The organism is Sorangium sp. So ce128 (assembly GCF_051525245.1).
GTDB lineage: Bacteria > Myxococcota_A > Polyangia > Polyangiales > Polyangiaceae > Sorangium > Sorangium cellulosum_B.
Genome location: NZ_CP150313.1, coordinates 7,243,747 through 7,266,966 on the forward strand (window position 1 = coordinate 7,243,747; position 23,220 = coordinate 7,266,966).

15 protein-coding genes are annotated in these 23,220 nt (G+C 72.9%); 7 read left to right on the forward strand and 8 right to left on the reverse strand.

The window, feature by feature from the left end:
* The first annotated feature begins 1 nt into the window (after position 1).
* Positions 2–4,933, forward strand: a complete 4,932-nt coding sequence (locus WME82_RS27515; protein ID WP_438037718.1) for a translocation/assembly module TamB domain-containing protein — start codon at positions 2–4, stop codon at positions 4,931–4,933.
* A gap of 71 nt (positions 4,934–5,004) precedes the next feature.
* Here the strand turns inward: WME82_RS27515 and WME82_RS27520 are convergent, their stop codons facing one another.
* The 5 genes from WME82_RS27520 to WME82_RS27540 all read right to left on the reverse strand — a co-directional run bounded on the left by WME82_RS27520 (position 5,005) and on the right by WME82_RS27540 (position 11,259).
* Positions 5,005–5,619 carry a hypothetical protein gene (locus WME82_RS27520; RefSeq protein ID WP_438037719.1) on the reverse strand — a complete coding sequence of 205 codons (615 nt, stop codon included), beginning with the start codon at positions 5,617–5,619 and terminating at the stop codon, positions 5,005–5,007.
* 287 nt (positions 5,620–5,906) lie between these two features.
* Positions 5,907–7,904 (reverse strand): hypothetical protein, encoded by a 1,998-nt coding sequence (locus tag WME82_RS27525; protein WP_438037720.1) that lies wholly within the window; start codon positions 7,902–7,904, stop codon positions 5,907–5,909.
* 441 nt (positions 7,905–8,345) lie between these two features.
* A complete protein-coding gene (locus WME82_RS27530; protein WP_438037721.1) occupies positions 8,346–9,449 on the reverse strand; it encodes a hypothetical protein in 1,104 nt (367 codons plus the stop codon).
* Positions 9,446–10,111, reverse strand: coding sequence for an RNA polymerase sigma factor (locus tag WME82_RS27535; protein WP_437911524.1), 666 nt, complete (start codon positions 10,109–10,111; stop codon positions 9,446–9,448). Before WME82_RS27535 ends, WME82_RS27530 begins: the two co-directional genes overlap by 4 nt.
* Positions 10,112–10,170: 59 nt before the next feature.
* The gene (locus tag WME82_RS27540; RefSeq protein WP_438037722.1) at positions 10,171–11,259 is read right to left on the reverse strand and encodes a hypothetical protein; all 1,089 of its coding nucleotides are present in this window, start codon (positions 11,257–11,259) and stop codon (positions 10,171–10,173) included.
* A gap of 366 nt (positions 11,260–11,625) precedes the next feature.
* Between WME82_RS27540 and WME82_RS27545 the strand changes: the two genes are divergently transcribed.
* From WME82_RS27545 to WME82_RS27555, 3 genes are read left to right on the forward strand one after another with little or no spacing between them, the layout of a single operon-like run.
* Positions 11,626–12,003 (forward strand): hypothetical protein, encoded by a 378-nt coding sequence (locus WME82_RS27545; RefSeq protein ID WP_437739461.1) that lies wholly within the window; start codon positions 11,626–11,628, stop codon positions 12,001–12,003.
* The gene (locus tag WME82_RS27550; RefSeq protein WP_437911526.1) at positions 12,003–12,710 is read left to right on the forward strand and encodes a DUF4166 domain-containing protein; all 708 of its coding nucleotides are present in this window, start codon (positions 12,003–12,005) and stop codon (positions 12,708–12,710) included. The genes WME82_RS27545 and WME82_RS27550 overlap by 1 nt, the downstream gene beginning before the upstream one ends.
* Positions 12,707–13,243 (forward strand): hypothetical protein, encoded by a 537-nt coding sequence (locus WME82_RS27555; protein ID WP_437850014.1) that lies wholly within the window; start codon positions 12,707–12,709, stop codon positions 13,241–13,243. Before WME82_RS27550 ends, WME82_RS27555 begins: the two co-directional genes overlap by 4 nt.
* Positions 13,244–13,271: 28 nt before the next feature.
* Here the strand turns inward: WME82_RS27555 and WME82_RS27560 are convergent, their stop codons facing one another.
* The 3 genes from WME82_RS27560 to WME82_RS27570 form a co-directional block, all read right to left on the reverse strand.
* Positions 13,272–14,150 carry a carbohydrate ABC transporter permease gene (locus WME82_RS27560; RefSeq protein ID WP_438037723.1) on the reverse strand — a complete coding sequence of 293 codons (879 nt, stop codon included), beginning with the start codon at positions 14,148–14,150 and terminating at the stop codon, positions 13,272–13,274.
* A 1-nt stretch (position 14,151) separates the two neighbouring features.
* Entirely contained in the window at positions 14,152–15,084 is a 933-nt protein-coding gene (locus WME82_RS27565) for a carbohydrate ABC transporter permease (protein WP_437979843.1), read from the reverse strand.
* A 122-nt stretch (positions 15,085–15,206) separates the two neighbouring features.
* Positions 15,207–16,610 carry an ABC transporter substrate-binding protein gene (locus WME82_RS27570; RefSeq protein WP_438037724.1) on the reverse strand — a complete coding sequence of 468 codons (1,404 nt, stop codon included), beginning with the start codon at positions 16,608–16,610 and terminating at the stop codon, positions 15,207–15,209.
* 727 nt (positions 16,611–17,337) lie between these two features.
* Between WME82_RS27570 and WME82_RS27575 the strand changes: the two genes are divergently transcribed.
* From WME82_RS27575 to WME82_RS27585, 3 genes are all read left to right on the forward strand, one after another.
* Positions 17,338–18,618 carry an isochorismate synthase gene (locus WME82_RS27575; protein ID WP_438037725.1) on the forward strand — a complete coding sequence of 427 codons (1,281 nt, stop codon included), beginning with the start codon at positions 17,338–17,340 and terminating at the stop codon, positions 18,616–18,618.
* A gap of 97 nt (positions 18,619–18,715) precedes the next feature.
* Entirely contained in the window at positions 18,716–20,914 is a 2,199-nt protein-coding gene (locus WME82_RS27580) for a chorismate-binding protein (protein ID WP_438037726.1), read from the forward strand.
* Between the two features lie 31 nt (positions 20,915–20,945).
* Positions 20,946–23,159 carry an anthranilate synthase component I gene (locus WME82_RS27585; RefSeq protein ID WP_438044940.1) on the forward strand — a complete coding sequence of 738 codons (2,214 nt, stop codon included), beginning with the start codon at positions 20,946–20,948 and terminating at the stop codon, positions 23,157–23,159.
* Positions 23,160–23,220 lie beyond the last annotated feature (61 nt).

The following is a 23,220-nucleotide window of genomic DNA, read 5'->3' on the forward strand; positions in this document are numbered from 1 at the left end:
TATGCCAGAGACTCCCGCCCTCCCTCCCGCGCCCGGCACCGGCGTCCCGCGCCGGCAAGGCCGCTTTCGCCGGGCGCTGGCCCGCGCGGCCGCGGTGTCGGCAAGCGTGATCGGCCTGGGCGGTGTCTTCGTCGCAGCGGCGGCGGTCGGCGCCGTCATCCACCTGAACGCCGGGTCGACCCGCAACCTGACAAGGCAGCTCGTCAACGACACCCTGCGGTCCACCCTCGAGGGACGGATCGAGATCGAGCATGTCGACCGCCTCGGCCTCTTCACCGCCGACATCTCCAGGGTGACGGTGAGCCACCCGAACGGAACGGAGCTCCTGCGCGTCAGCGGCGTCCACGCGGACTTCAACGCGCTGTCGATCGCGACGGAGCTCCTCCTCGGCGACGGCGACCTCGCCGTCACGATCCCGCTCGTCCGGGTCGCGGACGCGGACGTGCTGCTCGAGCAGGACGAGCAAGGCGCGCTCACCCTGGCCGAGGCGTTCACGCCGACGCCGTCGCCGCCGGAGGAGCCGCCCGCCGAGCCTGCGCGGCCGCTCCGCCTCGAGCTGTCGCGCGTCGTGCTCGATCGCGCGGCGGTCCACGGCACCGTCGCGCCAGGGAGCCCCATCGACGCGACGATCGAGGGCCTCGCCGGCGGCGTCGTCGTCGCGGACCGGAGCCGGTACGCGCTCGAGCGCGTGCGCATCACGGAGCGGCGCCTGCTGCCGGTCCCGGTCGAGGCGACCAGCATCTCCGGGAGCGTCAGCGTGCCCGCGGACGCGCCGATGGAGCTCACCGCGAAGCTCGAAGGGAGCGTCGGCGCGATCCCGCTCACGGCCGAGGGGACCCTGAAGGACGAGCGCCTCACGGCGCGGGTCTCGTCCGCGCGCGTGACGCCCGAGGCGGCCCTCGCGATCGATCCGAGCGCGCCGCTCGCCCGGCCGCTCTCGGTGCTGGTGACGGCCGACGGAGCGCTCTCGGACCTGGCCGTCACGGCGCGCGTCGCGGTCCTCGATCCGCTCGTCGCGAGCGACGCCGTGACCGGCGAGGTCACCGCCAGCGCCCGGCTCGACGCGCTCGATCCGAAGCGCATCACCGCCGAGGTGCGGATCTCGGAGCTCGACCCGCGCGCCTTCGTCGGGGCGGCGCCCGCCGCGCGGGTGAGCGCGGAGGCCCGAGGGGAGATCCACCTCGACGAGGAGGGCGGGCCGCGCATCGTCGCCGAGGCCAGGACGGAGCCGTTCGTCTTCGCGGGGCAGCGCGTGCCGGCGACGGAGGCGCGCGCGACGCTCGAGCGCGGCGCGCTGCGGGCCGCGGCGACGATCCACGAGCCCGGCGCGCCCATCGAGGCCAGCGTCGCCCGCTCGAAAGACGGGGTGCTCAGGTTCGAGGCGCAGAGCGAGATCCCGTCGCTCGGCGCGGTGCAGCGCGTCCCGCGCGGCATCCACGGCAGCGCCGCGCTCCACGTCGAGGGAACGCTCAGGGACGAGGCGCTCGACGCCGAGGCGACCGTGCGCGTCGCCGGGCTCCGCGTCGGGTCCGATCTGAAGCTCGGGCGCGGCGAGGTCCGGGCCAAGGCCAGGGGGCCGCTCGACAAGCTCACGATCGACGGCGTGTTCCGCGGAGCCGACCTCCGCGCCCAGCAGTACGCGTTCCGCAGCGTGGCGGCGAGCGCCGCGGGGCCCGTCACGGCGCCGCGCGTCCGCGTGTCGCTGGCCAGCGCGGAGCGCCGGATCACGGCCTCCGCCCACCTCGATCTGCCGCGGAGCGAGGCGCGGCAGCTCCGCGTCGAGGTGGCGCGCGGGGAGGACGAGGTGACCGCGCAGGCCGCCCGCGTCGCGTGGGACCGCGGGATCGCCCTCCGCGGGCTCGCGCTGCGCGGCGACGGCGTGGGGGAGATCGAGGGGAGCCTCTCGCTCGCCGGGGACGAGATCGAGGGAGATCTCCGCGGCACCGCGATCGACCTCGCGCGCATCGCCGACATCACCGGCGCGCCGCTCGGGATAGGAGGCCTCGCCAACCTCGACGTGTCGGTGCACGGCCGGGGGGCGCGCCGCGCGGGGCGCGTCCAGATCGAGCTCGAGGACGGCTCGGTCCCGGGCGTGGCGCCGCGGCTCTCGATGAACGTGACGGCGCGCCTCGACGGGGAGGCGCTGAAGGCGGACGGCCTGGTCCGGCTGCTCGCGCCGCCCGAGCCGCCGCCCGCGCAGGCGCAGGAGGCCCAGCGCCGGGGCGCGGCGCCCGACCAGACGCTGACCACGGCCTTCGACACGGCGTCGCAGCAGAAGGCGCCACCCCCGCCGGTGTGCCACGGCGCCATCGCGCGCGTGCTGGTCGACGGGAGCGCGGCGAGGCTGCGCGGGCCGCTCCTCTCGGCGCGCACCTGGCAGACGGTCACCGGCTCGGCCCGCATGGACGCCGACGCGTGGCAGCTCGGGTGCCTGGCGCAGGCGTCGCCGGTCCAGCTCGCCCTGAGCGAGCTCTCGGGCCGGCTCACCGCGCGCCTCGCGGTGGCGCGCGAGGCGGGAGAGCGGCTCCCGTCGGTGCGGAGCCTCCTTGTCCGCACGGAGGGCCTGCGCGCGGCCGGGCCGATCGACGCGCAGACGGGCGCGCCCGCGTGGGTGTCGAGGAAGCTCGACGCGCGGATCGCGGGGGATCTCGACGCGAAGACCGGCGACGCCCACGTCACGCTGTCGGTGTTCGATCGCCAGCTCGTGGCGGAGCTCTCGGCCGCGCTCGACGCCGATTTGCCGGCGCTCCTCGCCGATCCCGCCGCGGCGCTCCCGCGGACGTCGATCGCCGCGCACCTCCGCGTGCCGCGCCGCCGGCTCAACGATCTCACCGAGCTGGCCGCCCTCGGGAAGCGGACGCCGGTGCTCTCCGGCTCCGCGGGGCTCGACGTGTACTTCGCGGGGAAGCTCGCCGAGCCCCGGCTCGTGGTCCGCGCGACGGCGGCGAACGTGGGCGGCACGGCCGGCCCCTCGCTCTTCGGCAAGCTCCGGGTCGACACGCTGCTCGTCTATGACGGGCGCGACGCCGCGCTCGACGCGTACGCGTTCCGCGGACCGATCACGTACATGACGGCGAAGGCGAGGCTGGGCGCGGACGCCGCCGCCCTCCTCGGCGGGGCCCCTTCCGCTCGGCGCTTCAGCAACGGCAGCCTCGAGGCGAAGATCGCGGATCTGCCGCTCGCGGAGGTGCCCGTCCTCGCCGACATGCAGATCGGCGGCGAGGCGCGCGGCGAGATCTCCGTGCGCGGGCTGTTCGAGGCCGCGCCCGAGGTCAGGGCGCACCTTCAGTTCCCGGGCCTCACGCTCGGCCCCGACGCGCGGTACGAGACCGCCGAGGCGTCGCTCGACATCGCGCCGCCGGGCGGCGCGGGGCGCACCGCGGCCGTGGCCAGCGTGCGGCTCGAGGGGCGCGACGGCGGCCGGCTCGAGGCCAAGGCCCAGGCGCCCATGGTGTGGGACGCGAACGTGATCCCGACGCTCACCGACGATCGGAACGCCTCGGTGTCGCTCGCGGTCGATCGCTTCCGCCTTAGGGCGCTGGAGCCGTTCGTGCAGGGCTCGGTGAACCGGCTCGACGGCACGCTCGACGGCGAGGTGCGGCTCGGGCTCGGCGCGCAGGCGGGCTTCTCCGGCGAGATGCGCCTCGAGGGCGGCGTCGTCCAGGTGGCCACGATCGGCCAGCCGTTCGAGAACGCCTCGTTCCGCGTCGCCGCGAGCCCCTCCGGCGAGCTCCGCGTCGACGACCTCCGCGCCGACGCAGGCAACGGCCAGGTCCGCGGGAACGCGACCCTCCAGATGGAAGGGCTCGCGTTCCGGAACGCCCGCGCCGAGCTCTCGATCCCCAGCGGCCGGGCCCTCCCGATCGCGCTGGAGGGCGTCCCGATGGGCGAGGTGCGCGGCCGGGTGGCGCTCGCGGCGGAGAAGCGGGCCGAGGAGATCGCCGTCCGCGTCGACGTGCCCTCGCTCGATCTGACGCTGCCGCCCACGATCGGGCGGAGCGTGCAGCCGCTCGGCGAGAACGCGGACATCACGACGTCGGCGCCGCTCAGCCAGGAGGAGTACGAGGCGCGGCGAGCGCCGGCCGAGCCGCCGGAGCAGGCGAAGGAGAGCGCGGGCGGCACGCCGATCGCCATCGAGGTCCACCTGGGCAGGATCGGCGTCGAGGGCGACATGGTGCGGGCCTCGCTGTCGGGGGATCGGGCGCACCCCCTCCGCATCAAGGTCGCAGGGGAGACCGAGATCCGGGGCAACGTGAACATCGTGTCGGGCAGGCTCGAGGTGCTCGGCAAGGAGTTCGAGATCGAGCCTGGCGTGGTCGCCCTGCAGGGGGATCCGTCGAATCCGTTCCTGAACGTGAGGGCGTTCCACGACACGCCGGAGGGGACGCGCATCTTCATCGACTATGTGGGGCAGCTCAACCCGATCACCGAGGACAAGATCACCTTCCGTTCGGAGCCGCCGCGCCCGGAGAACGAGGTGATCGCCGAGCTCCTGCTCGGCAGGGAGTTCGCGGAAGGGACGCTGGCGGGCGGCACGTCCGAGCAGCCCGCGTCGGGCGGCGGCAGCGCCGCCGGCGGGGTCGCCGCCAGCGTGGGGACGGGGCTCGCGTCAGCGCAGCTCAACATGATCCTCCAGAGCATCGGTCCGCTCCGGAACTTCGAGACGAAGCTGGGCACGACCGAAGAAGGCGCGCTGAAGACGACCGTGGGCTACCAGCTCGGGCAGCAGGTGACCGCGAGCGCGAGCTACGAGGCGGGGCCGACGGGGCAAGGACAGGGGCCAGGGTCCGGGGGCGGCAACACCGGCGCGCAGGCGCGCACCGAGGTGAGCCTCGAGTGGCGCTTCCGCCGGGACTGGTCCGTGCGGGCGGCGATGGCCACCGGCGCGAACCCGGCGACGAGCCTCGACCTGCTCTGGAAGCACCGCTACTGAGCGCCGTCGCGCTGCGGGCGCGCCCGTTCGTCAGGGCGGCGCATCCCCTTCGGCGCCGGCCGCGCGCCGGCTCAGCGCGCGACGCAGATGCCGCCGCAGTCGGCGCCGATCGGCGGGCTGCAGTCGTCGCCCGGATCGTCGATGCAGGTGAGCCCCTCGGGGCACGGGCGCGCCGTGATGCCGCCGCACGCCTGCGGCCGGGGCTCGGGCACCACGCAGATGCCGCCGCAGTCCGCCCCGCCGTGCTTCGGGTCGCAGTCGTCGCTCGGATCGTCGATGCACTCGAGCCCCTCGGGGCACTCGATCCCCGCGAACCCCCCGCAAAACGGCGGCTTGGGCGTCGGCTCCACGCAGATGCCGCCGCAGTCCGCCCCGCCGCGCGCCGGGTCGCAGTCGTCGCTCGGATCGTCGACGCACTCGAGCCCGTCGGGGCACGGGAAACCCGCGAATCCGCCGCACATCGTCGTCGGCGGGTCCTCGACGCACACGCCGGGACAGTCCGCGCCGCCGTGCTCGGGGTCGCAGTCGTCGCTCGGATCGTCGACGCAGGCGAGCCCGTCGGGACAAGGGGTCCCGAGGAACCCGCCGCACGTCTCTGATCCGGGCGGATCCGGCGGCTCACCGGTGTCGCCGCCGCCGTCTCTGTGGCAGCCCACGAGCCCGATCACGATGAGCAAGAGAGCCATCCCTTTGTGGCGCATCAGAACCTCCGCGTTGCGTTTGTCCGAACCCCACCATGAAGCAGCTTCGGTGCCACGGGAAGCGGACGCAATTCGGGCGGAGCGCGCGGTCCTCGGCGCGGGCACCGCGATCGCGGCGTCTTGCTGTGTCGCGGTTGTGCCAACGGCTTGACGGGAGGATCCGCGGGCGGGCGCGGAAGTCGTCTCCTCCGCGAGCCCAGGGGCGGCGTATGCATTGTATGCATTCCGCGCGCCGCCCCTGGGCGGGCCGCGTCGACGGGGGCGCCGACGCGTCAGAGCGCGGTGGAGAGCCGGTCGAGCACGGCGTTCATGATCGGCCGATAGCCGTAGTCAGGCGACGAGGTGTCGACCAGCTGCCTCGGGCAGATCGAGCCGGCGACCCCGCGCTCCCCGAGGCTCCGGATCAGCTGCAGCTCGCGGAGGCCAGGGTAGGCCTTGGCGTGGTCCTGCGTCGTGGACCGCGCCCCGGGATCCGCCGGGTCGTTCGTGCCTTCCGGCTTGCACAGCGGGTTGTCGCTCGGCGCGCCGGTGATCGGCCTGCAATCGCACGACTGGGCCGCACCGTCGCAAATGCGCTCCTCGGCGAGGGGGAAGATGCAGGCGTACTGGAGATCTCCAGTGCTCCCCGTCGGGATCGTGTACTCGCGGCCGTTGATCGCGTTCCAACCCGCGGAGCTCGGGTGGACGATCGCGTCGCCGGTGATCGGGTTCATGCCCGAGCGGGGCGCCGCCGACTCGACCATGAGCGGATCCGCGGCGGGGACGTAGTTCGCCGGATCGCCGAGGATAGCTTCCCAGGTGCTGCTGAGGGTCGTGCCGGACGGCGGGTCGGCGAGCTCGGCGGCGTTCTTGAGCCCGCCGACCGGCTGGCCGAACTGGTTCAGGCCGCCCAGGAGATCGGGCTGGCCGAGCGCGTTCTGGCGCGCGAGGTCCTGCCACGGCACGCCGACGATGCCGGTGAACACGATGTGCTGCGGCCCTCGGGTCCGGGTGTTGTCGTCGCTCGGGTCCAGATCCGAGAAGATCGGGTTCGGCATGAGCTCTCCGCTCCTCGACACCACCGTGGGCTCCGTGAGCGCCCGGGTGTACCGATCGACCGGGTAGAGGAAGTCGAACCCGAAGCGGCGCTTATGGTCCCAGCACCGGAGGTTCACCGGGTCTTCCGCCGCGGTGAGCCTGGCGGCGTTGCCATCGGGGCCGTAGCAGACCGGATCGCTGGGGCAACCGTCCTGTTTCTGGTAGCAGGACCTGCAGCACGGATCGTTCGGGTCGGCGGCGCACTCGCTCCGCGGCCGCCACATCCTGAAGCCCGCTCCCATCTCGGCGACGAGGTAGTTCTTGCCTTCGTCCCTGATCGAGCAGTCGTTCTCGTCGGAGAGCATCACGATGAGCAGGAGCGAATCCGGCCGGAGGAAGGCCTTCCGCTGCGCCAGGAGCGTCGTGTCGATTCCTGCCGGTATAGCGTTCTCGCTCGGCGACGACACGGAGATCGTCGCATACGGCTCGGGATCGACGAGGAAGCGATAGAAGCTCTCCAGCGGCGCCTCGAAGCCGCACCCGGCTTGCCCGACCCCTTGCACGATGTCGCTGAGCTTCTCGGCGAGCGCCACCGGATCGGAGTCTCCCGCAGGGACGTGGCTTCCGGTCGGGTCCCACACGAGGAAGCCCTTGTCCTGGTAGGTCGGCAGGTCGTTCTCGCTCGTCTCATTGGAGCGCGCGAGGAGGCGGGCCATGTCGACGTTCGAAGCGGACGTTGCCGCCTGACAGGCGCTCGACCCGTGGCCGCCGAGGCTGCTGCTGATGACACCGATGTGCATGTCCTGCACCGGAGTGCGCACGCGCAATGTGCCTGCGGGGCATGCGCTCAACCCGCTCGGGGGCTGGACGGGGGGAGCAGCACCGGTCGGATCCACGCAGAGCGGGTTGGTCATGCCGTCGACGAAGTCGGCGAGCACCAGGCGCATCAGTTCCTGCTTGTCCGCCATCGAGCCGGAGTTGTCGACCACGAAGAGGAGATCGACCTTGTCCGGCGTGAACTGCGGCGGAACCCAGCCGCCTGCGCCCGTGCTGGAGTCGCCCCCGCTACCCACGGTAGCATCGCTGCCGCCGCTGCCGCCGCTGCCCCCGACACCGTCGCTGCCGCCGATTCCCGAGCTGGTGGTGGAGCTGGAGCCGGCCCCGCCGAGGGATACCTCGACTTGACATGCCACGAGCGAGACGGCGCTCAGGACGAGAAAGGGCGACAGTGCTCTTGATAGTCTCGAAGACATAATTCCTCCTTGCGCGGTGCCGTGACGCGCCGTCCAACACCGGCAGTGACCGAACGTGAAGGGACGCCCGCCCCGCTTCCCATTTCAAAAAAACCACCTGGCCCCAAAACGAGACGGACAGCCCTCTTTCCCGCCCCGCCCATACGCGTTAACCAAGCTCGTTCGGTCACGCTCAGGACACGAAGCCCGCCCCGCTCCACCTCACCATCGGGCACCAACGTGAACGTTTACGTTTACGTGAACGTGAACGTTTACGTGGTCGTGGTCGTTCACGGCCTACCGTTGACGACCACGACCACGACCACGACCACGTAAACGACCACGACCACGACCACGTAAACGACCACGACCACGTAAACGACCACGACCACGTAAACGTTCGGATGTAGGAGAACGCGGCGCGAGGCTTGGTTAACGCCTATCCCCCCGATCGCCCCCGCTCTAGGGGGTAAAGGAGCGGAGACGGGGGACGTGCGGGCTCGACGGATAGGCGAGGAGGAACGCCGACGCGCGCTGCGCAGCCGCCGCGCGATCGCCGCTCTGCCAGAGCGCCTCGATGGTGAGCGCCTCGCGCTCCTGCGCCAGAGCGCCGCCGGGGAAGCGGAGCCGCGCCTGCTCGGCGATCCTCAGCGCGCCGGAGGCATCGCCGCGCCGGAGCGCCGCGCGCGCGTCGCCGAGGAGCGTCAGCTCCTCGCGCAGCCGGCTCTCCCGCAGCCCCGGGCTGGAGGCGCCCTCCGCGCCTGTAGGCTCCGGCGCGGGCGCCGCTTCGAGGACGTCCGCCCCGGTCGCGGGCCTCGCGCTCGCGGCGCGCTCCGATAGCGGCGCGCCCGGCCTCGCGGGCGTCGCGGCCGCGCGGGGGCCGGTCCGCGCGGGCGACCTGTCCGGCAGCGGCGCCTCGGCCGGCGGCGGCGGCCTGGATCGCAGCGGCGCCTCGACCGGCGGCGGCTCGGCCGGCGGCGCCAGCTCGACAGGCGGCGGCTCGGCAGGTGCCGGCTCGGCCTGCGCGGCAGGCTCACGGCCCTCCGGCGGCGAAACCGGCGCGGATGCCGGCGCCGCGACGACCTCTGCGACCTCGACGATCCGAGCCGGCGGCGCCTCGCTCGACGGGGCCACGACGACATAGCCGGCGACGATCAGGCCCCCGCAGGCGGCGCCGAACAGCATCGCCTTCAGGATACCCGCAGCGCCCGCCGCTGCGGCCACGCCGCCGGTCACCGCCGCGCCGCCAGCGCCGGCGCCCGTCGCAGCGGAGACCACCTTGCCCGCGGACACAGCCGCGGCGATCTCGCCAGCACCCGCCGCCGCGCTCGCCGCGCCGCCCGCGCTCGCCGCGCCGCCCACGTTCGCCGGGAGCGCCCCTCCCGCGGCGCCTTGAGCCCCTCCGAGCCCGGCGGCTCCGGCGAGGCCGATCTGCGCGGCCATCGCGGCCCACATCCGCTCCTGCGCCCCGTCGGGCGGGTCCGCCGACGGCGCTGCTCGCAGGAGCTCACGCTCCGTCTCGAGCGCGTTCGCCTCGGCGTCGAGCCAGCGCACCGGATCGCTCATCGCTCCCCTCCCGCGCGCTTCCAGACGGGTTGCCGCTCCACCTCCGGCAGCGGAAGGACGACCGAGGGATGCCCCTCGGGCACCGGCGCGCGCTCGGCAGCCGCCGCCTTCAACACGGGCTGCGACCGCGTGGTGACCCGAGGCCCGCCCACGTGGAACTCGTCGCGCGCCTTCAGGCGCGCGACGGCGCGGCGGAACGCATCGCGGGCGAGGCGGAGGCGCGAGTAGACGGTCCCCAGCGGGACGTCGAGCAGCTCGGCGACCTCCTCGCCGCCCATGCCGTCGAGCTCGAAGAGCGTGAACACGGCGCGCTGCTCGAGGGGCAGCTCGTCGAGGATCGCCTCGAGCAGCGTGATCGCCTGCCGCCGCTCCGCCTCCGCGCCGACGTCGGCCCGGTCATCGGCGCAGTCGAGCAGCGGCTCGTCGTCGTGAGCACGCCGCCTCATATGCGCGAGCTTGCGCCGGTCACGGGCGGCGTGAAAGCAGATGCTGTAGAGCCAGGTCGTAATTTTGGACCGACCCTCGAATTCGGACAACCGCCGATGGACGACCAGGAACACGTCCTGGACCGCGTCGGCGACGTCGCTCTCGGGCACGCCGAGGCGGCGCAGCGATCGCCACACGAACCGGAAGTGCTGCGCATAGACCTCTCCGAAGGTCATCCTGTCCTGCCGCTTCTCGCCATGCCCATCACCTCCGTGGCGGGTTCCGTGGCTCGCCATCAAAAAATCGACACGCGGGCGCTCAGGCCGACGAGCAGGCCCACCGGGGAGGGGTCGAGCGCCACGTCCTGCGTCAGGGGCGCGCCGGCCTCGTCGCGCGCGCGGCGCTCGACCGTGAAGCGCGCCCGCGCGACCGGCGCGAGGAGCGTCGCGCGCGCGGACCAGCCCAGCGCGCTGGATCCGAGGAGGGTTCCTTCCGCGACGGCCGAGCCGCCGAGGGCGAACCAGGGCGCGGAGGCCTCGCGGTCCGGGACGAACCCCTTGCCGGACCCGTAAACGGCGCCCAGCACCGCCGCCGCGCAGGCCGAGAGCCGGAGGCCGTCGAGATCGCCCGCGATCGTCGCGCAGCCGCGCGCCGTGGCGGCGCCGAGCCCGAGGGAGACGACGCCCGGCGCGAGCTCGGTGTCCTGGGGGGGCAGCCATACCCCACCGACGCCAGCGGACCATGCGCGGCGCCGCAGGGAGACATCGGCGATCGCGGCCGCCCGGAAGGGATCGAGCATGCCCACGGTCTGCGCGGCGCCGAGCTCCATCGAGACGTCCCCGCGCGCCGCCCGAGGCGGAGGACGCGGCGGCGCCGGCACGACAGGAGCCAGCGCGGGCGCGACAGGGGCCGGCGCGGGCGCTGCCGGCGCAGGCGCGACAGGGGCCGACGCAGGCGGATCGCTGTCGAGCAGGATGGCGAGGGTCAGCGCCACGGCCTCGACGAGCTCGCCGCAGGACGCCCCCACCTCGGACGAGAGCTGCCGCGTGCGACCACCTGCCTGAAGGATGGCGGTGTACGTGGCACCGTCGTGGAGAAAGCGGACCTCGATCTCGGTCGCCCCGTCCGCGCTCGCCAGGGCGCCACCTGCGTTCGCTGACGTGTCGACAGGAGGGCCGCCGCCCGCGTTCGCTGACGCGTCGCGAGGAGGGGCGCCGCCCGCGTTCGCCGGCGTGTCGCCGGCAGGGGCGCCGGCGGTGCTCACGGGGTCGAGAGCCCGCCTCTCCATCACCCGCTCGACCGCGACGGCGAGCGACGGCGCGTCCGGGCAGTCGGCCGCAGCGGGCGCCCGCTGGACCGCGAGCCGCGGGAGCGGGGCGGCCACGACGACGCTCGGCCAGCCGAGGGAAAAGGCGCACACGGCCAGGACGCACAGCGCGCCCCGACGCGAGGGATGAGGGCAGGTCACAGGATGCCTCCCATTACCGCAAGGAACGGCGCAAGCGGAATTAGGACGCGCAGAGCTCCGTGGCCTTGGGCGAAATCGCCGCGAGGGCGAGACCGCCAGACGGCCAGGCCCCCGGCGCCTGCGAGAGACGCCGGTCGCGACGGCGCGCGTTCCATGGCGGAGGCGTCACCGCCTGCCACGCGGGAGAGCACGACGCCGCCGCCCGTGGCGCGACCGAGCGACCGATCGAACGACGGCGACGCCGGTCGCGAGCACGGCATGGGATCGGATAGAGTGCGCCCCATGAACTCCTACGAGCTGGTGACGTGCGCGAGCTGTTATGGCGAAGGCGAGATCAACACGGACTCCGGCCCCTATCTGTGCAAGGACTGCCACGGAAACGGCCGCATCCTCCCGACCGGAGAGCAGATCGAGGAGCGCATCCGCGAGATCGAGGTCGAGCTGGAGCGCCACCCGCAGGAGGCGAAGCCGGAGACCCGATGGCTCGTCTTCGAGCTGCGGCGCACCCGCAAGCTGCTCTGGCAGATCCGATCGTACTGCGAGGAGGCGCGGAGCGACACAGACGACGCGATCATCGTCAAGATCCGCGATCTCGCCGACGCGGCCGTCGCCCCGAGGAGCCCTGCGGTGCCGCGGGAGATGCTCCCAGAGGATGCCTGATGCGCGGCTCCGCCGGGGAGCCGGACAGTCGACCCCGGGGAGCTCCCGCGTCCTGCTCGAGCGCGGCGCGGGGTGTTCCAGCGCCTGCTCTCTACCCTGCCCTCCTCGGCGCCGCGTGGGCCGCGCTCGCGCCGCCGGTGCAGCGCCTCCACGCGGGCGGCGTGCGCGCTCGCGGCCGCTTCCGCGTGCGGCGCGGCCGGGGGCTCGCGGCGCGCCTGGTCGCCGGCCTGCTGCGCATGCCGGAGGCGGCCGAGGACGTGGCCGTGACGCTCGCCGTCGAGCCGGCGGGCGACGGCGAGCGGTGGCTCCGCACCTTCGGGGTTCGCCCGCTCTTCTCCTCGCAGTGGCGCGCGGGTGATCTCCTGGTGGAGGGGCTCGGCCTCGTCCAGTGCTGGTTCCGGCTCCGCGCCGAGGGCGGAGCGCTCGTGTTCGAGCAGGTGCGGTCGACGCTCGGGCTCCGCCGCCTCGGCCTGCCGCTGCCCCGGTGGCTCGCCCCGCGGATCGAGGGGCGGGCCGGGCCGCTCCAGGACGAGGTCCACGTCGACGTGCGGATCTTCGCGCCGATCGCCGGGCTGCTCGTCGCGTACGAGGGGCGCGTGGCGAACGAGGCGGGCGGCGAGGCGCCCCCCGCTCGCGCCGGCGGGTCCACGCCGGAGTCGACCGCGCTGTCAGCGCCGGAGCCCCGCGCGCCGGAGCCCCGCGCATGATCACGGCGCTCGTGCTCCTCGCCGTGCAGGGCGCGCTCGGCGCCTTCGACACGCTCTATTACCACGAGTGGCGGGCGCGCCTGCCCGGCGGCGTGCCGGGCACGGCGCCCGAGCTTGTCCTTCACGGCGTGCGCGATCTCCTGTACGCGGTGCTCTTCGCCTCCTTGCCGTTCGTGCGCTGGGAGGGGCTCGCCGCGTGGGCGCTCGCGGCGCTGCTCCTCGCGGAGATCGCGATCACGCTCCGCGATTTCGTCGTCGAGGACACGGTCCGGAGGCCGCTCGGCGGCGTCTACCCGGGAGAGCGGGTGATGCACGCCGTGATGGGCATCATTTACGGCGGCGCGCTCGCCCACCTCGTCCCCGAGATCTGGCGCTGGGCGCGCGGCCCCACCGGCTTTTCCCGCTGGGACGCGCCGCTCTCGCTCCGCGTGATCCTGCCGCTCATGGCCGCAGGCGTGCTGCTCTCGGGGCTGCGCGACCTCGGCGCCGCCTACGGGCCTCGCTGGCTGCGCTTCCCGTGGGGGCGCGCGTGATCCGCCGCCCGCGCCGCCCGACGCGCCGTCAGCCCTTCACCGCGCCCGCCGTGAGCCCCGCGAGGATCCGCCGCTGGAAGACCAGCGTCAGCACCACGAGCGGCACGGTCACGACGATGGAGGCCGCCATGGTCTGCCCCCAGGGGATCTCGTAGAGCCCGCTGCTCGTCGTCGAGAACGCCTGGATGGCATAGGTCACGGTGCGCTTGTCCGGCGTCTGGGTGAAGGAGAGCGCGAACAGGAACTCGTTCCAGGCGGCGATGAAGGCGAGGATGCCCGTCGTCGCCATCCCGGGGACCGAGAGCGGCAGCATGACCCGGGTGAACACCTGCCAGTGCGTCGCGCCGTCGACATAGGCCGCCTCCTCGATCTCGCGCGGGATCGCCTTCATGAAGCCGGTGAGCACCCACACCGTGAAGGGGAGCGTGAAGATGAGGTACGTCAGGATCAGCGCGGGGAGCTGGTTGTACAGCTTGAAGAAGTTGATCATCTGGAACAGGGCGCCGAGGACGGCGATCTGCGGAAAGATGGTCATCCCCAGGACCACGTAGAGCACGAGGCTGCGCCCTCGGAAGCGGAACCTCCCCAGCGCGTAGGCGGCCAGCGAGCCCACGGCGAGCGACACCGCGGTGACCGAGACGGCGACGATCACGCTGTTCAGGAGCGCCGTCTGGAACTCGCCGTTCGCCAGCACGAGGCGGTAATTCTCGAGCGTCGCGCGGCCGGGCCAGTAGCGGACCGGGGTCGTGAAGAGCTCGTCGTCGGGCTTGATGGAGGAGACGAACGCCCAGACGAACGGGAAGACGGTGAACACGAGCACCGCGGCAACGAGCAGGTAGAGCAGGGCCCGCAAGGCGCCCTGTCCCAGCGAACGGCGCCGCCCTGCGCCTCGCGAAGCGCCGCTCATCTCACACCTCCTCGGCGCGGAACACCGCGAGATAGATCATGATGAACACCGCGATGATGAGGAAGAGCGCGACGGAGATCGCCGAGCCGTAGCCGATGTCCGAGACGCTGACGAGGGTCTGCTGCGCGTAGGTCGCCATGGTCTGCATGTCCGGCCGGTTGCCGAACATGACGAAGAAGACGTCGAACACCCGGAGCGCGTCGAGCGTGCGGAAGATGAGCGCGACCAGCATCGCGGGCCTGAGGAGCGGCAGCGTGATCCGGGTGAACTGCTGGAGCGCCGTCGCGCCGTCGACCCGCGCGGCCTCGTACAGATCGTGCGGGATGAGCTGCAGCCCGGCGAGGAGGAGGAGCGCCATGAACGGCGTCGTCTTCCAGACGTCGATGAGCGCCACGGCCCAGAACGACACCGCAGGATCGGCGACGAAGGCGATGTTGCGGTCCAGGACGCCGAGCTGGTTGACGAGCAGGTCGTTGAAGACGCCGTAGACGTCGTTGTACATCCACTTCCACATCTGGGCCGAGATGACGGTCGGTATGGCCCAGGGGATGAGCATGGCCGCGCGCACCGCCGAGCGCCCCTTGAAGCGGGAGTTGACGACGAGCGCGACGCCGAGCCCGAGCGCGAGCTCGCCGAGCACGGTGACGACCGTGAAGAGCACCGTGAGCAGGACCGCGTCGTGGAAGTAGCTGTCCTGCACGAGATCGACGTAGTTCTGCGCCCCGATGATCCTGGCCGGCTCCCCGGTGCCGAGGCGCGCGTTCGTGAAGCTCAGGTAGAACGTCTCGGCGAGGGGGTAGAGGGCGATGAACGCGACGACCGCGAGCGTCGGCAGGAGGAACAGCCAGGCGCGCCGCTGTCGCCGCGCGTCGAGCGACGGGTGGTCTGGAGGGGCCGCCGCGCTCGTGGCCGCTGGGTTCGCCGGCATGCTCATGGGATATCCGTTCTCGCGAGGTGGTGTGGCCGGGAGATCTCGTGGGCCGCGCCGCGCGCCGCGCGCCGTGCCACCGGTGGGCGAGGCGCGCGAGGGCGGCGCGCGGCGCGCGGCGCGCGGTGTCAGCGAAGCGCGCGCGTGAGCCGCTGCTCCACCTGCCCGAGCACCGCCTTCGGCTCCTTGCCCTGCAGGACCTGGCTCACGCCCTGGAAGAAGGCGATCGACGCCTCGTTGTACCGGGCGCCGGTGCTGTTCGAGGGGCGCGGCACGAGCGCGATGTCCTTCGCGCTCGCCAGGAAGGGCAGCGACTTCACCACCTCCGCGTCCTGCTGCACCGACCGGATCGTCGGGAGGAAGGAGCCCGCGGTCGCGCGGAACCGCTGCGCCTCGGGGCTCGTCATGTAGCGGACGAGCTCGATCGCCGCGTCCTTGTTCGGCGAGAACTTCGACACCGCGAGCTGCCATCCGCCGATGGTGCCCGCGCTCTTCTGTCCGGGCTCGTGCGGCAGCGGGCCCGCCGCGAACTTGCCCTTGATCGGCGACCGCTCGGCGTTGCCCGCCGCGTAGGCATAAGGCCAGTTGCGCATGAAGGCGGCGTTGCCGCCCTGGAACGCGTTGCGCGCGTCCTCTTCCTCGTAGCTCGTCACGCCGGCGGAGGAGATCGAGCCCACCCAGCCCCTGGCGCGCGCGAGCGCCTTCTGGGCTTCCGGGTTGTTCACGGTGATCTTGCCCTCCTCGATGATCGCGCCGCCGCCGTGGGAGGCGATCCACTCCAGCGCGTTGCACGTCAGCCCCTCGTAGGCCTTGCCCTGCCAGACGAAGCCGAGGAAGTTCGGGCTCGCCGCCCGCTCGCCGTCCTGGATCTTCTTCGCCATCTGCTCCAGCTCGTCCCACGTCTCCGGCGGCTTCTGATACCCGTACTTCTCCAGAAGGTCGGTGCGGTAGTAGAGCAGCCCGAAGTCGGTGAACCACGGCATCGCGACGAGCTTGCCGTCGACCGTGTTGTTCTGGACGATGCTCTCGATGTGCTGCTTCGCCGCCTCGCCGAGCTTCTCGCTCAGATCGACGAGGTTCTGCGCGAAGGCGCCGGGCCAGATGACGTCCAGCATCATGACGTCGATGTCCCCGGACTGCGCCTGGAAGAGGCGCTGGTAGACGGAGTAGGTCTCGGTCGCGTCCTTGGGACGGGGGATGATCGTCACCTCGATGCCGGTGTCCTTCTGGAACTGCTGGATCATCACCCTGTCGAGCTCGGCGCCCACGCCCACCGGCTCGCTGTAATACTTGAGCTTGCTGCCGGCGTATCGCTTCGCCTCGGCGGCGTTCGGCACGGCGGGGGGCTGCGCCTTGATCGCCTTCTCGCCCGGCGCCTCCGATACCGCGGCCGCCGTCGTGGCCGCGGCGCCAGGGGGGTTCTCGCGGGCAGGCGGGCTCTTGTCTCCGCGGCAGGCGCACAGCCCGACGACGAAGAGGAGCAGCGCTGCGGTTCGCCATGCGCGGAGATCATGCTGCCGAGTGGGGTCCATCGCAGGATCCTTTCTGAGCTCTGTTCTGGAGAATTTTCGCATTCCCGGTGGCCGGCAGAGCTATCGAGACGCGCCGCTCACGCCCGCGCCGCGAAGGGCGAGTGCCCGCGGCAGCATCGACCAGATGCGCGCTCGGGGGCAAGGGATCGCGCCGCCTCTCCAGGGGTAAAAAGCCCAGGAAAGAGCCGTCGATCACAGACGGGACGGAGCGCGCGCTGCTCGGCACTGCTCTGCTCGCTGATCGCTGGCAGCGCAGCACAGCAGACGGCGCGCGGCGCGCCGCACGCAGCGCCTGGCGAAGGCGCGTGGCGCGATGCGCTGCTCGGAGACGCGAAGCGCGCTGGCGGCGAGGTGAGGTGAGACGAGACATCAGCGCTGGCCGCGAGACGCGACACGACGCGCGCTGGCGGCGAGATGAGGTGAGACGAAACGCGATGCGCCTGCGTCGCGCGGAGACAACGCGCGCAATACGTGCGCGCGCGCGTGCGCCGACGCCACCACCTCGCCTCGAAGCGCAATTTCAGCGGCAATTCAGCGGTAGACGCGCGTCGCGCGCGCCCTGAACGTGGGCTGCTTTGCGCTTGCGGAGCCTTTCCGGAGGCGGTAGAGCCGATGCTGCGTGGCCGGCGCTCGCGATCCGGCACGGTGCCGCGGGCTCGTGGCCTGCTGGCTCCAGGCTGGTCCTGCCGAGCAGGACGAGCCCGAACCGGCCTGCGCACGGCGGTGCATGACTCCCCTGACGTTCTCCTCCTCGGCCGACGCCCCCCGCCAGGCGGCGCGGCTCGTCGCCCGCACCTTCCGGCTCGACGCCGACACGCTCGCGAAGCTGCCCGGCGGCGTCTCGTCGCTCATGGGAGACGGCGCGCGCGTCTGGCTGCACCCCGGCATCCAGCTGATCGCGCACGGGGTCGCCGCCCGCCTGGAGCTGCCGCACGGCATCGAGGGCGGCGTGGCGTGGATCAAGGAGGCGCTCGCGTCCATCGAGCCCACCGACGCCGTGGGCCGCCCGGGCTGCGGCCCGGTGGCGCTCGGCGCCCTGCCGTTCGACCGGACGGAGCCGGCCGCGCTCGTCGTGCCGGCCCAGATCGTCGGCGCGGCCCCCGACGGGACCGCATGGGTCACGACCATCGGCGAGGGCGCCGCCCCGGCGCCGCACCTGGCGCGGGCCGAGGACCACCGGCGCTCGCCCGACAGCTTCACGCTCCGCTCGGCGCTCCCGCACGAGGAGTGGTGCGGGCGCGTCGCGCGCGCGGTGGCCGACATCCAGCAGGGGGCCCTCTCCAAGGTCGTGCTGGCCCGCGCGGTCGACGTCGAGGCGAACCGCCCCATCGTCGTCGAGGAGGTCCTGCGCCGCCTGACCGCGCTCTACCCCTCGTGCGCGATCTTCCACGTCGACGGCTTCCTCGGCGCGAGCCCCGAGCTCCTGCTCTCCCGCCGCGGGCGCGCCGTCTCCTCGCACCCCCTCGCCGGCACCTACGCGGTCTCCGCCGACGTCGACGCCGACCGCCGGTTCGCCGAGGTCCTGCGGCGCTCGGCCAAGGACCAGCGCGAGCACCGCTTCGTGGTCGACGCCGTGGCCGCCGCGCTCGCGCCCGAGTGCGCGTCGCTCGAGGTCCCCAGCGAGCCGTCGATCCTGAGCCTGCGCAACGTGATGCACCTCGGCACCCCGATCCACGGCCAGCTCGCGGAGGCGGCGCCGGACGCCCTCACGCTCGCCGCGCGGCTTCACCCGACGCCCGCCGTGTGCGGCACGCCGCGCGAGGCGGCGGAGGCCTGGCTGGGCGCCCACGAGGGCATCCGGCGCGGGCTCTACGCGGGGCTCGTGGGCTGGGTCGACGCCCGCGGCGACGGCGACTGGTTCATCGGCATCCGCAGCGCCACGGTCGACGGCGCGCGCGCGCGGATGGTCGCGGGCGTCGGGGTCGTCGCGGGCTCTAGCGCCGAGGCGGAGCTGGTCGAGACGCAGCTCAAGCTCCAGGCCATGCTCGCGGCCATCATCCGCCCCTGATGCCGCGCCCGCCGCCGGGGCGCCTCACCCGAGCCGGGATCCGCGCCGGCTCGCCTGCATCGACGGCCTCGATGCGGGCCCCGAGGCGAGCTTCGCCGTGAAGACACTCCTCATCGACAACTACGACTCGTACACCCACATCCTCGGGCAGTACCTCTGGGAGGTGAGCGGCGAGGAGCCGATCATCGTCAAGAACGACAGCCTCTCGCTCGCCGAGATCGAGGGCCTGGAGCTCGACAGCATCGTCATCTCGCCCGGCCCCGGCCGCCCGGAGCGACGGGCCGATTTCGGCGTTTGCGCCGAGGTGATCGAGGCCCTCGCCGGGACGCCGATCCTCGGCGTCTGCCTTGGCCACCAGGGGCTCGCCGCGCGCTTCGGCGGGCGCGTCCAGCACGCCCCGCGGGTCATGCACGGCAAGATCGTGGAGATCGAGCACGACGGCGCCGGGCTCTTCGAGGGCGTGCCCAGCCCGTTCCAGGTGGTGCGCTACCACTCGCTCATCGTCGGCGACGGCGAGTTGCCGGCGGAGATCCAGGTGACCGCGCGCACGCGCGGCGACGGGCTCATCATGGCCCTCAAGATCAAGGACCGGCCGTTCTACGGCGTGCAGTTTCACCCCGAGTCGATCGGCACCGAGCACGGCAAGAGAATCATCGGCAACTTCAGAACTATCGCCATGAACACGCCGCGCGACCGGAGGGGCGCGGCGCTCCACCGGATCGCGCGCGCGCCGGGCCTCTCCGCAGGCGCGCTGGGTGGTTGCGCGCCGGGCGCGCCGGCGGGCGCGCGGCGACGCGGGCGCATGCGTCACCTCCGGCTCCCGTGGGTCGATCCCGAGCGGGCCTTCGCCGGGCTCTTCGCCGCGGCGCCTTACGCGTTCTGGCTCGACTCGAGCGCGGCCGGCCGCGACGGGCGCTTCTCGTTCATGGGGAGCGCGACCGAGGCGATCGAGAGCCGCGGCGCCGCCGTGACGCGGTGGAGCGCCGGCGGCCCTGGGGACGCCCTCACCTCGACCACGTCCGAGGGGAGCCCGTTCGTCGCGCTCCGGCGGGAGCTCGCCTCGATATCGCTCGATGCGAGCGGCCTGCCCTTCCACTTCACCGGTGGCCTCGTGGGCTACCTCGGCTACGAGCTCAAGGAGCACCTCGGCTTCGGCGCGTCCGCTCACCCGCGCCGCGCGCTCCCGGACAGCGCGATGATGATCGCGCGGCGGATCCTGGCCTTCGACCACGTCGAGCGCGCGGTGTACGCGTGCGCGATCGACGCGATCGACGCGATCGACGCCGACGAGCCTGCGTCGCCCCCGTCCGGACCGTGGCTGGACGAGATCGCGGCGCGCCTCCAGGGCCTCCCAGCGCTCTCGGAGCCGCTCCTGCCGCCCGTCCCGGAGGGCTTCGCCGACCGGATCGCGCGCGCGCCGCGCCTCTCGCGCCGGGAGCACCTCGACGCCATCGAGGCCATCCTCCGCGAGATCCGCGAGGGCGAGACGTACGAGGTGTGCCTCACGAACGAGTTCCACGTACGGACCTCGCTGGATCCGTTCGCCCTCTACCGCGTCCTGCGCCGCACGAACCCCGCGCAGTTCTCGGCGTTCCTCAGGCTGCCGGAGGGCGCGGTGCTCTCGTCCTCGCCGGAGCGGTTCCTGGCGGTCGACCGGGAGCGGCGGGTGCGCAGCGAGCCCATCAAGGGGACGCGACCGAAGGGCGCCACCGAGGAAGAGACGCTGGCCCTGCGCCGCGATCTCGCGACCAGCGACAAGGACCGCTCCGAGCTCCTCATGATCACCGACCTCGTCCGCAACGACCTCAGCCGCGTCTGCGCCATGGGCTCGATCGACGTCGAGGCGCTCCAGCGGATCACGGAGCACGCGACCCTGCTCCAGCTCTCCTCGGTGGTCACGGGCGCGCTCCGCGAGGGGAAGGGCGCGCTCGACGCGCTCGAGGCGTGCTTCCCCGGCGGGTCCATCACCGGCGCGCCGAAGCACCGGACGGTCTCGATCATCGACGCGCTCGAGCGGCGCACGCGGGGCGTGTACACGGGCTCGATCGGGTACCTCGCGTACGAGGGCCCCATGGATATGAACATCGCCATACGGACCCTCGTCGCCGACGGCCGGGGGCTCAGCTTCGGCAGCGGCGGCGCGGTGGTCGCGGAGTCGAGCGCGGAGGCCGAGTACGAGGAGGTCCTCGTCAAAAGCTTCCCCCTGCTCCGCGCCATCTACCTCGCGGAGCGCGCCGCGGACGCCGGTCGAGCGCCCGCGCGGGACGCACGCGCCACGAGCGCGCAGCGCGGATGACGCGCCCGACGGAACCATGCACGCGGCGAAGATGCCGGTACGGCGCGCATGCCGCACCGCGTATACTCATCGCACAGAAGGAGACGCGGTCGTGAAACGAGAGAGCAATATTACGCGGAGGGGCGTCGCGGTGCGGCGGACGGTCGAGGACCTCGCCGTCGACGGCGCCATCCAGCCCATCGTCGAGGCGCTCGACAGCCACCTCGGCGTGGTCCTGGCGTCCAGCTACGAGGTCCCGGGCCGGTACACGCGCTGGGACATCGGCTTCGTCGATCCGCCGCTCGTGCTCGTCTCCCGGGGCCGCGACTTCCGGTTCACCGCGCTGAACGAGCGCGGGCGCGTGCTGCTGCCGGCCATCGACGAGGCCCTCCGTGATCTCGACGCGGTCGTGGCCCTCGAGCGGCGCAGCGACGAGGTGGTCGGCGCGGTCCGGCCGCCGGGCGAGCGGGTGCCGGAGGAGCTGCGCAGCCGACAGCCGTCCATCTTCTCGGTGCTGCGCCGGCTCATCGAGCTCTTCGGGGTTCCCGGCGACCCGCTCTTCGGGCTCTACGGCGCGTTCGCGTACGATCTCGCCTTCCAGTTCGAGCCCATCCGCCTCCGCCTGGAGCGCCCGGCGGATCAGCGGGATCTCGTCCTCTACCTCCCCGACGAGATCGTCGCCGTCGACCACCGCCGCGAGCGCGCGACGCGCACGCGCTACGAGCTGACGTACGGCGATCGCTCGACCGACGGGCTGCCGCGCGAGGGCGCGACGCACGCCTACGTCGGCACCGACCGCGCGCCCCAGAACGAGTACGCGCCGGGCGAGTACGCCGAGCTCGTCCGGTTGGCGCGCGAGTCCTTCAAGCGGGGCGATCTCTTCGAGGTCGTGCCGGGGCAGACGCTCTACGAGCCGTGCCCGGTCGCGCCCACCGAGCTGTTTTACCGCCTGCGCGAGCGCAACCCGGCGCCCTACGGCTTCCTGATGAACCTGGGCAACGCCGAGTATCTGATCGGCGCCTCGCCCGAGATGTACGTCCGCGTCGAGGGCAATCGCGTCGAGACCTGCCCCATCTCGGGCACGATCCCGCGCGGCAGCGACCCGCTCGCCGACGCCGCGCAGATCGCGCGCCTGCTCGCGTCCGCGAAGGACGAGTCGGAGCTCACCATGTGCACCGACGTCGATCGCAACGACAAGTCCCGCATCTGCGTCCCGGGGAGCGTCCGGGTGATCGGGCGCCGGCAGATCGAGATGTACTCGCGGCTGATCCACACGGTCGATCACATCGAGGGCCGCCTGCGCGACGGCTTCGACGCGCTCGACGCGTTCCTGGCGCACACGTGGGCGGTCACGGTCACGGGGGCCCCGAAGGCCTGGGCCATGCAGTTCATCGAGGATCACGAGCGCTCGCCGCGCGCGTGGTACGGGGCGGCGGTCGGCATCGTCGGCTTCGACGGCAGCATGAACACGGGGCTCACGCTGCGCACGATCCGGGTCAAGGACGGCGTGGCCCAGGTCCGGGTCGGCGCGACGCTGCTCTTCGACTCCGATCCCGACGAGGAGGAGCGCGAGACCCAGGTGAAGGCGTCGGCGCTCCTCGACGCGATCCGGAGGCCTCGCGGCATCGCCACGCCGCCTCCGGCGGCCATCCACCCGGTGCCTGGCGGCACGCGCAAGGTCCTCCTCGTGGATCACCAGGACTCCTTCGTGCACACGCTGGCCAACTACCTCCGGCAGACGGGCGCCGAGGTGATGACGCTCCGCGCCGGCTTCCCTCACGAGGAGCTCGACGCCTACGCTCCCGACCTCGTGGTGCTCTCGCCCGGCCCTGGCACGCCCAGCGATTTCGATCTCTCCGGCACGCTCGCGGCGCTGCTCCAGCGCCGGCTGCCCGTCTTCGGCGTCTGCCTCGGCCTGCAGGGGATGGTCGAGCACTTCGGCGGCAAGCTCGGCGTCCTCGACTACCCGATGCACGGCAAGGCCTCGCAGGTGCGCGTGCTCGGCGGGCGCCTCTTCGAGGGGCTGCCCCGCGAGTTCCGCGCGGGTCGCTACCACTCGCTCTACGCGTTGCGCGACGCGCTCCCTGCGTCGCTGAAGGTCACGGCCGAGACCGAGGATGGGGTCGTGATGGCGATCGAGCACACGGAGCTGCCCCTCGCGGCCGTTCAGTTCCATCCGGAGTCGATCCTGTCGCAGGACGACAACGTGGGGCTCCGGCTCGTGAGGAACGCGGTCACCGAGCTGCAGCGGGGCGGCGGGCGGTGACGGTCGATCGGTAAAGCGGGGCGCTGGCGGCGAAATGAAAAAGCGCCGCCGGGGCCTCGGG

Coding starts and splice junctions, on each gene's coding strand:
- WME82_RS27520 (WP_438037719.1), bottom strand. CDS start 5,619: ATGGCTCTCTTGCTCATCGTGATCGGGCTCGTGGGCTGCCACAGAGAC.
- WME82_RS27545 (WP_437739461.1), top strand. CDS start 11,626: ATGAACTCCTACGAGCTGGTGACGTGCGCGAGCTGTTATGGCGAAGGC.
- WME82_RS27555 (WP_437850014.1), top strand. CDS start 12,707: ATGATCACGGCGCTCGTGCTCCTCGCCGTGCAGGGCGCGCTCGGCGCC.
- WME82_RS27515 (WP_438037718.1), top strand. CDS start 2: ATGCCAGAGACTCCCGCCCTCCCTCCCGCGCCCGGCACCGGCGTCCCG.
- WME82_RS27550 (WP_437911526.1), top strand. CDS start 12,003: ATGCGCGGCTCCGCCGGGGAGCCGGACAGTCGACCCCGGGGAGCTCCC.
- WME82_RS27560 (WP_438037723.1), bottom strand. CDS start 14,150: ATGAGCGGCGCTTCGCGAGGCGCAGGGCGGCGCCGTTCGCTGGGACAG.
- WME82_RS27530 (WP_438037721.1), bottom strand. CDS start 9,449: ATGAGCGATCCGGTGCGCTGGCTCGACGCCGAGGCGAACGCGCTCGAG.
- WME82_RS27575 (WP_438037725.1), top strand. CDS start 17,338: ATGACTCCCCTGACGTTCTCCTCCTCGGCCGACGCCCCCCGCCAGGCG.
- WME82_RS27570 (WP_438037724.1), bottom strand. CDS start 16,610: ATGGACCCCACTCGGCAGCATGATCTCCGCGCATGGCGAACCGCAGCG.
- WME82_RS27585 (WP_438044940.1), top strand. CDS start 20,946: ATGCCGGTACGGCGCGCATGCCGCACCGCGTATACTCATCGCACAGAA.
- WME82_RS27565 (WP_437979843.1), bottom strand. CDS start 15,084: ATGAGCATGCCGGCGAACCCAGCGGCCACGAGCGCGGCGGCCCCTCCA.
- WME82_RS27525 (WP_438037720.1), bottom strand. CDS start 7,904: ATGTCTTCGAGACTATCAAGAGCACTGTCGCCCTTTCTCGTCCTGAGC.
- WME82_RS27535 (WP_437911524.1), bottom strand. CDS start 10,111: ATGACCTTCGGAGAGGTCTATGCGCAGCACTTCCGGTTCGTGTGGCGA.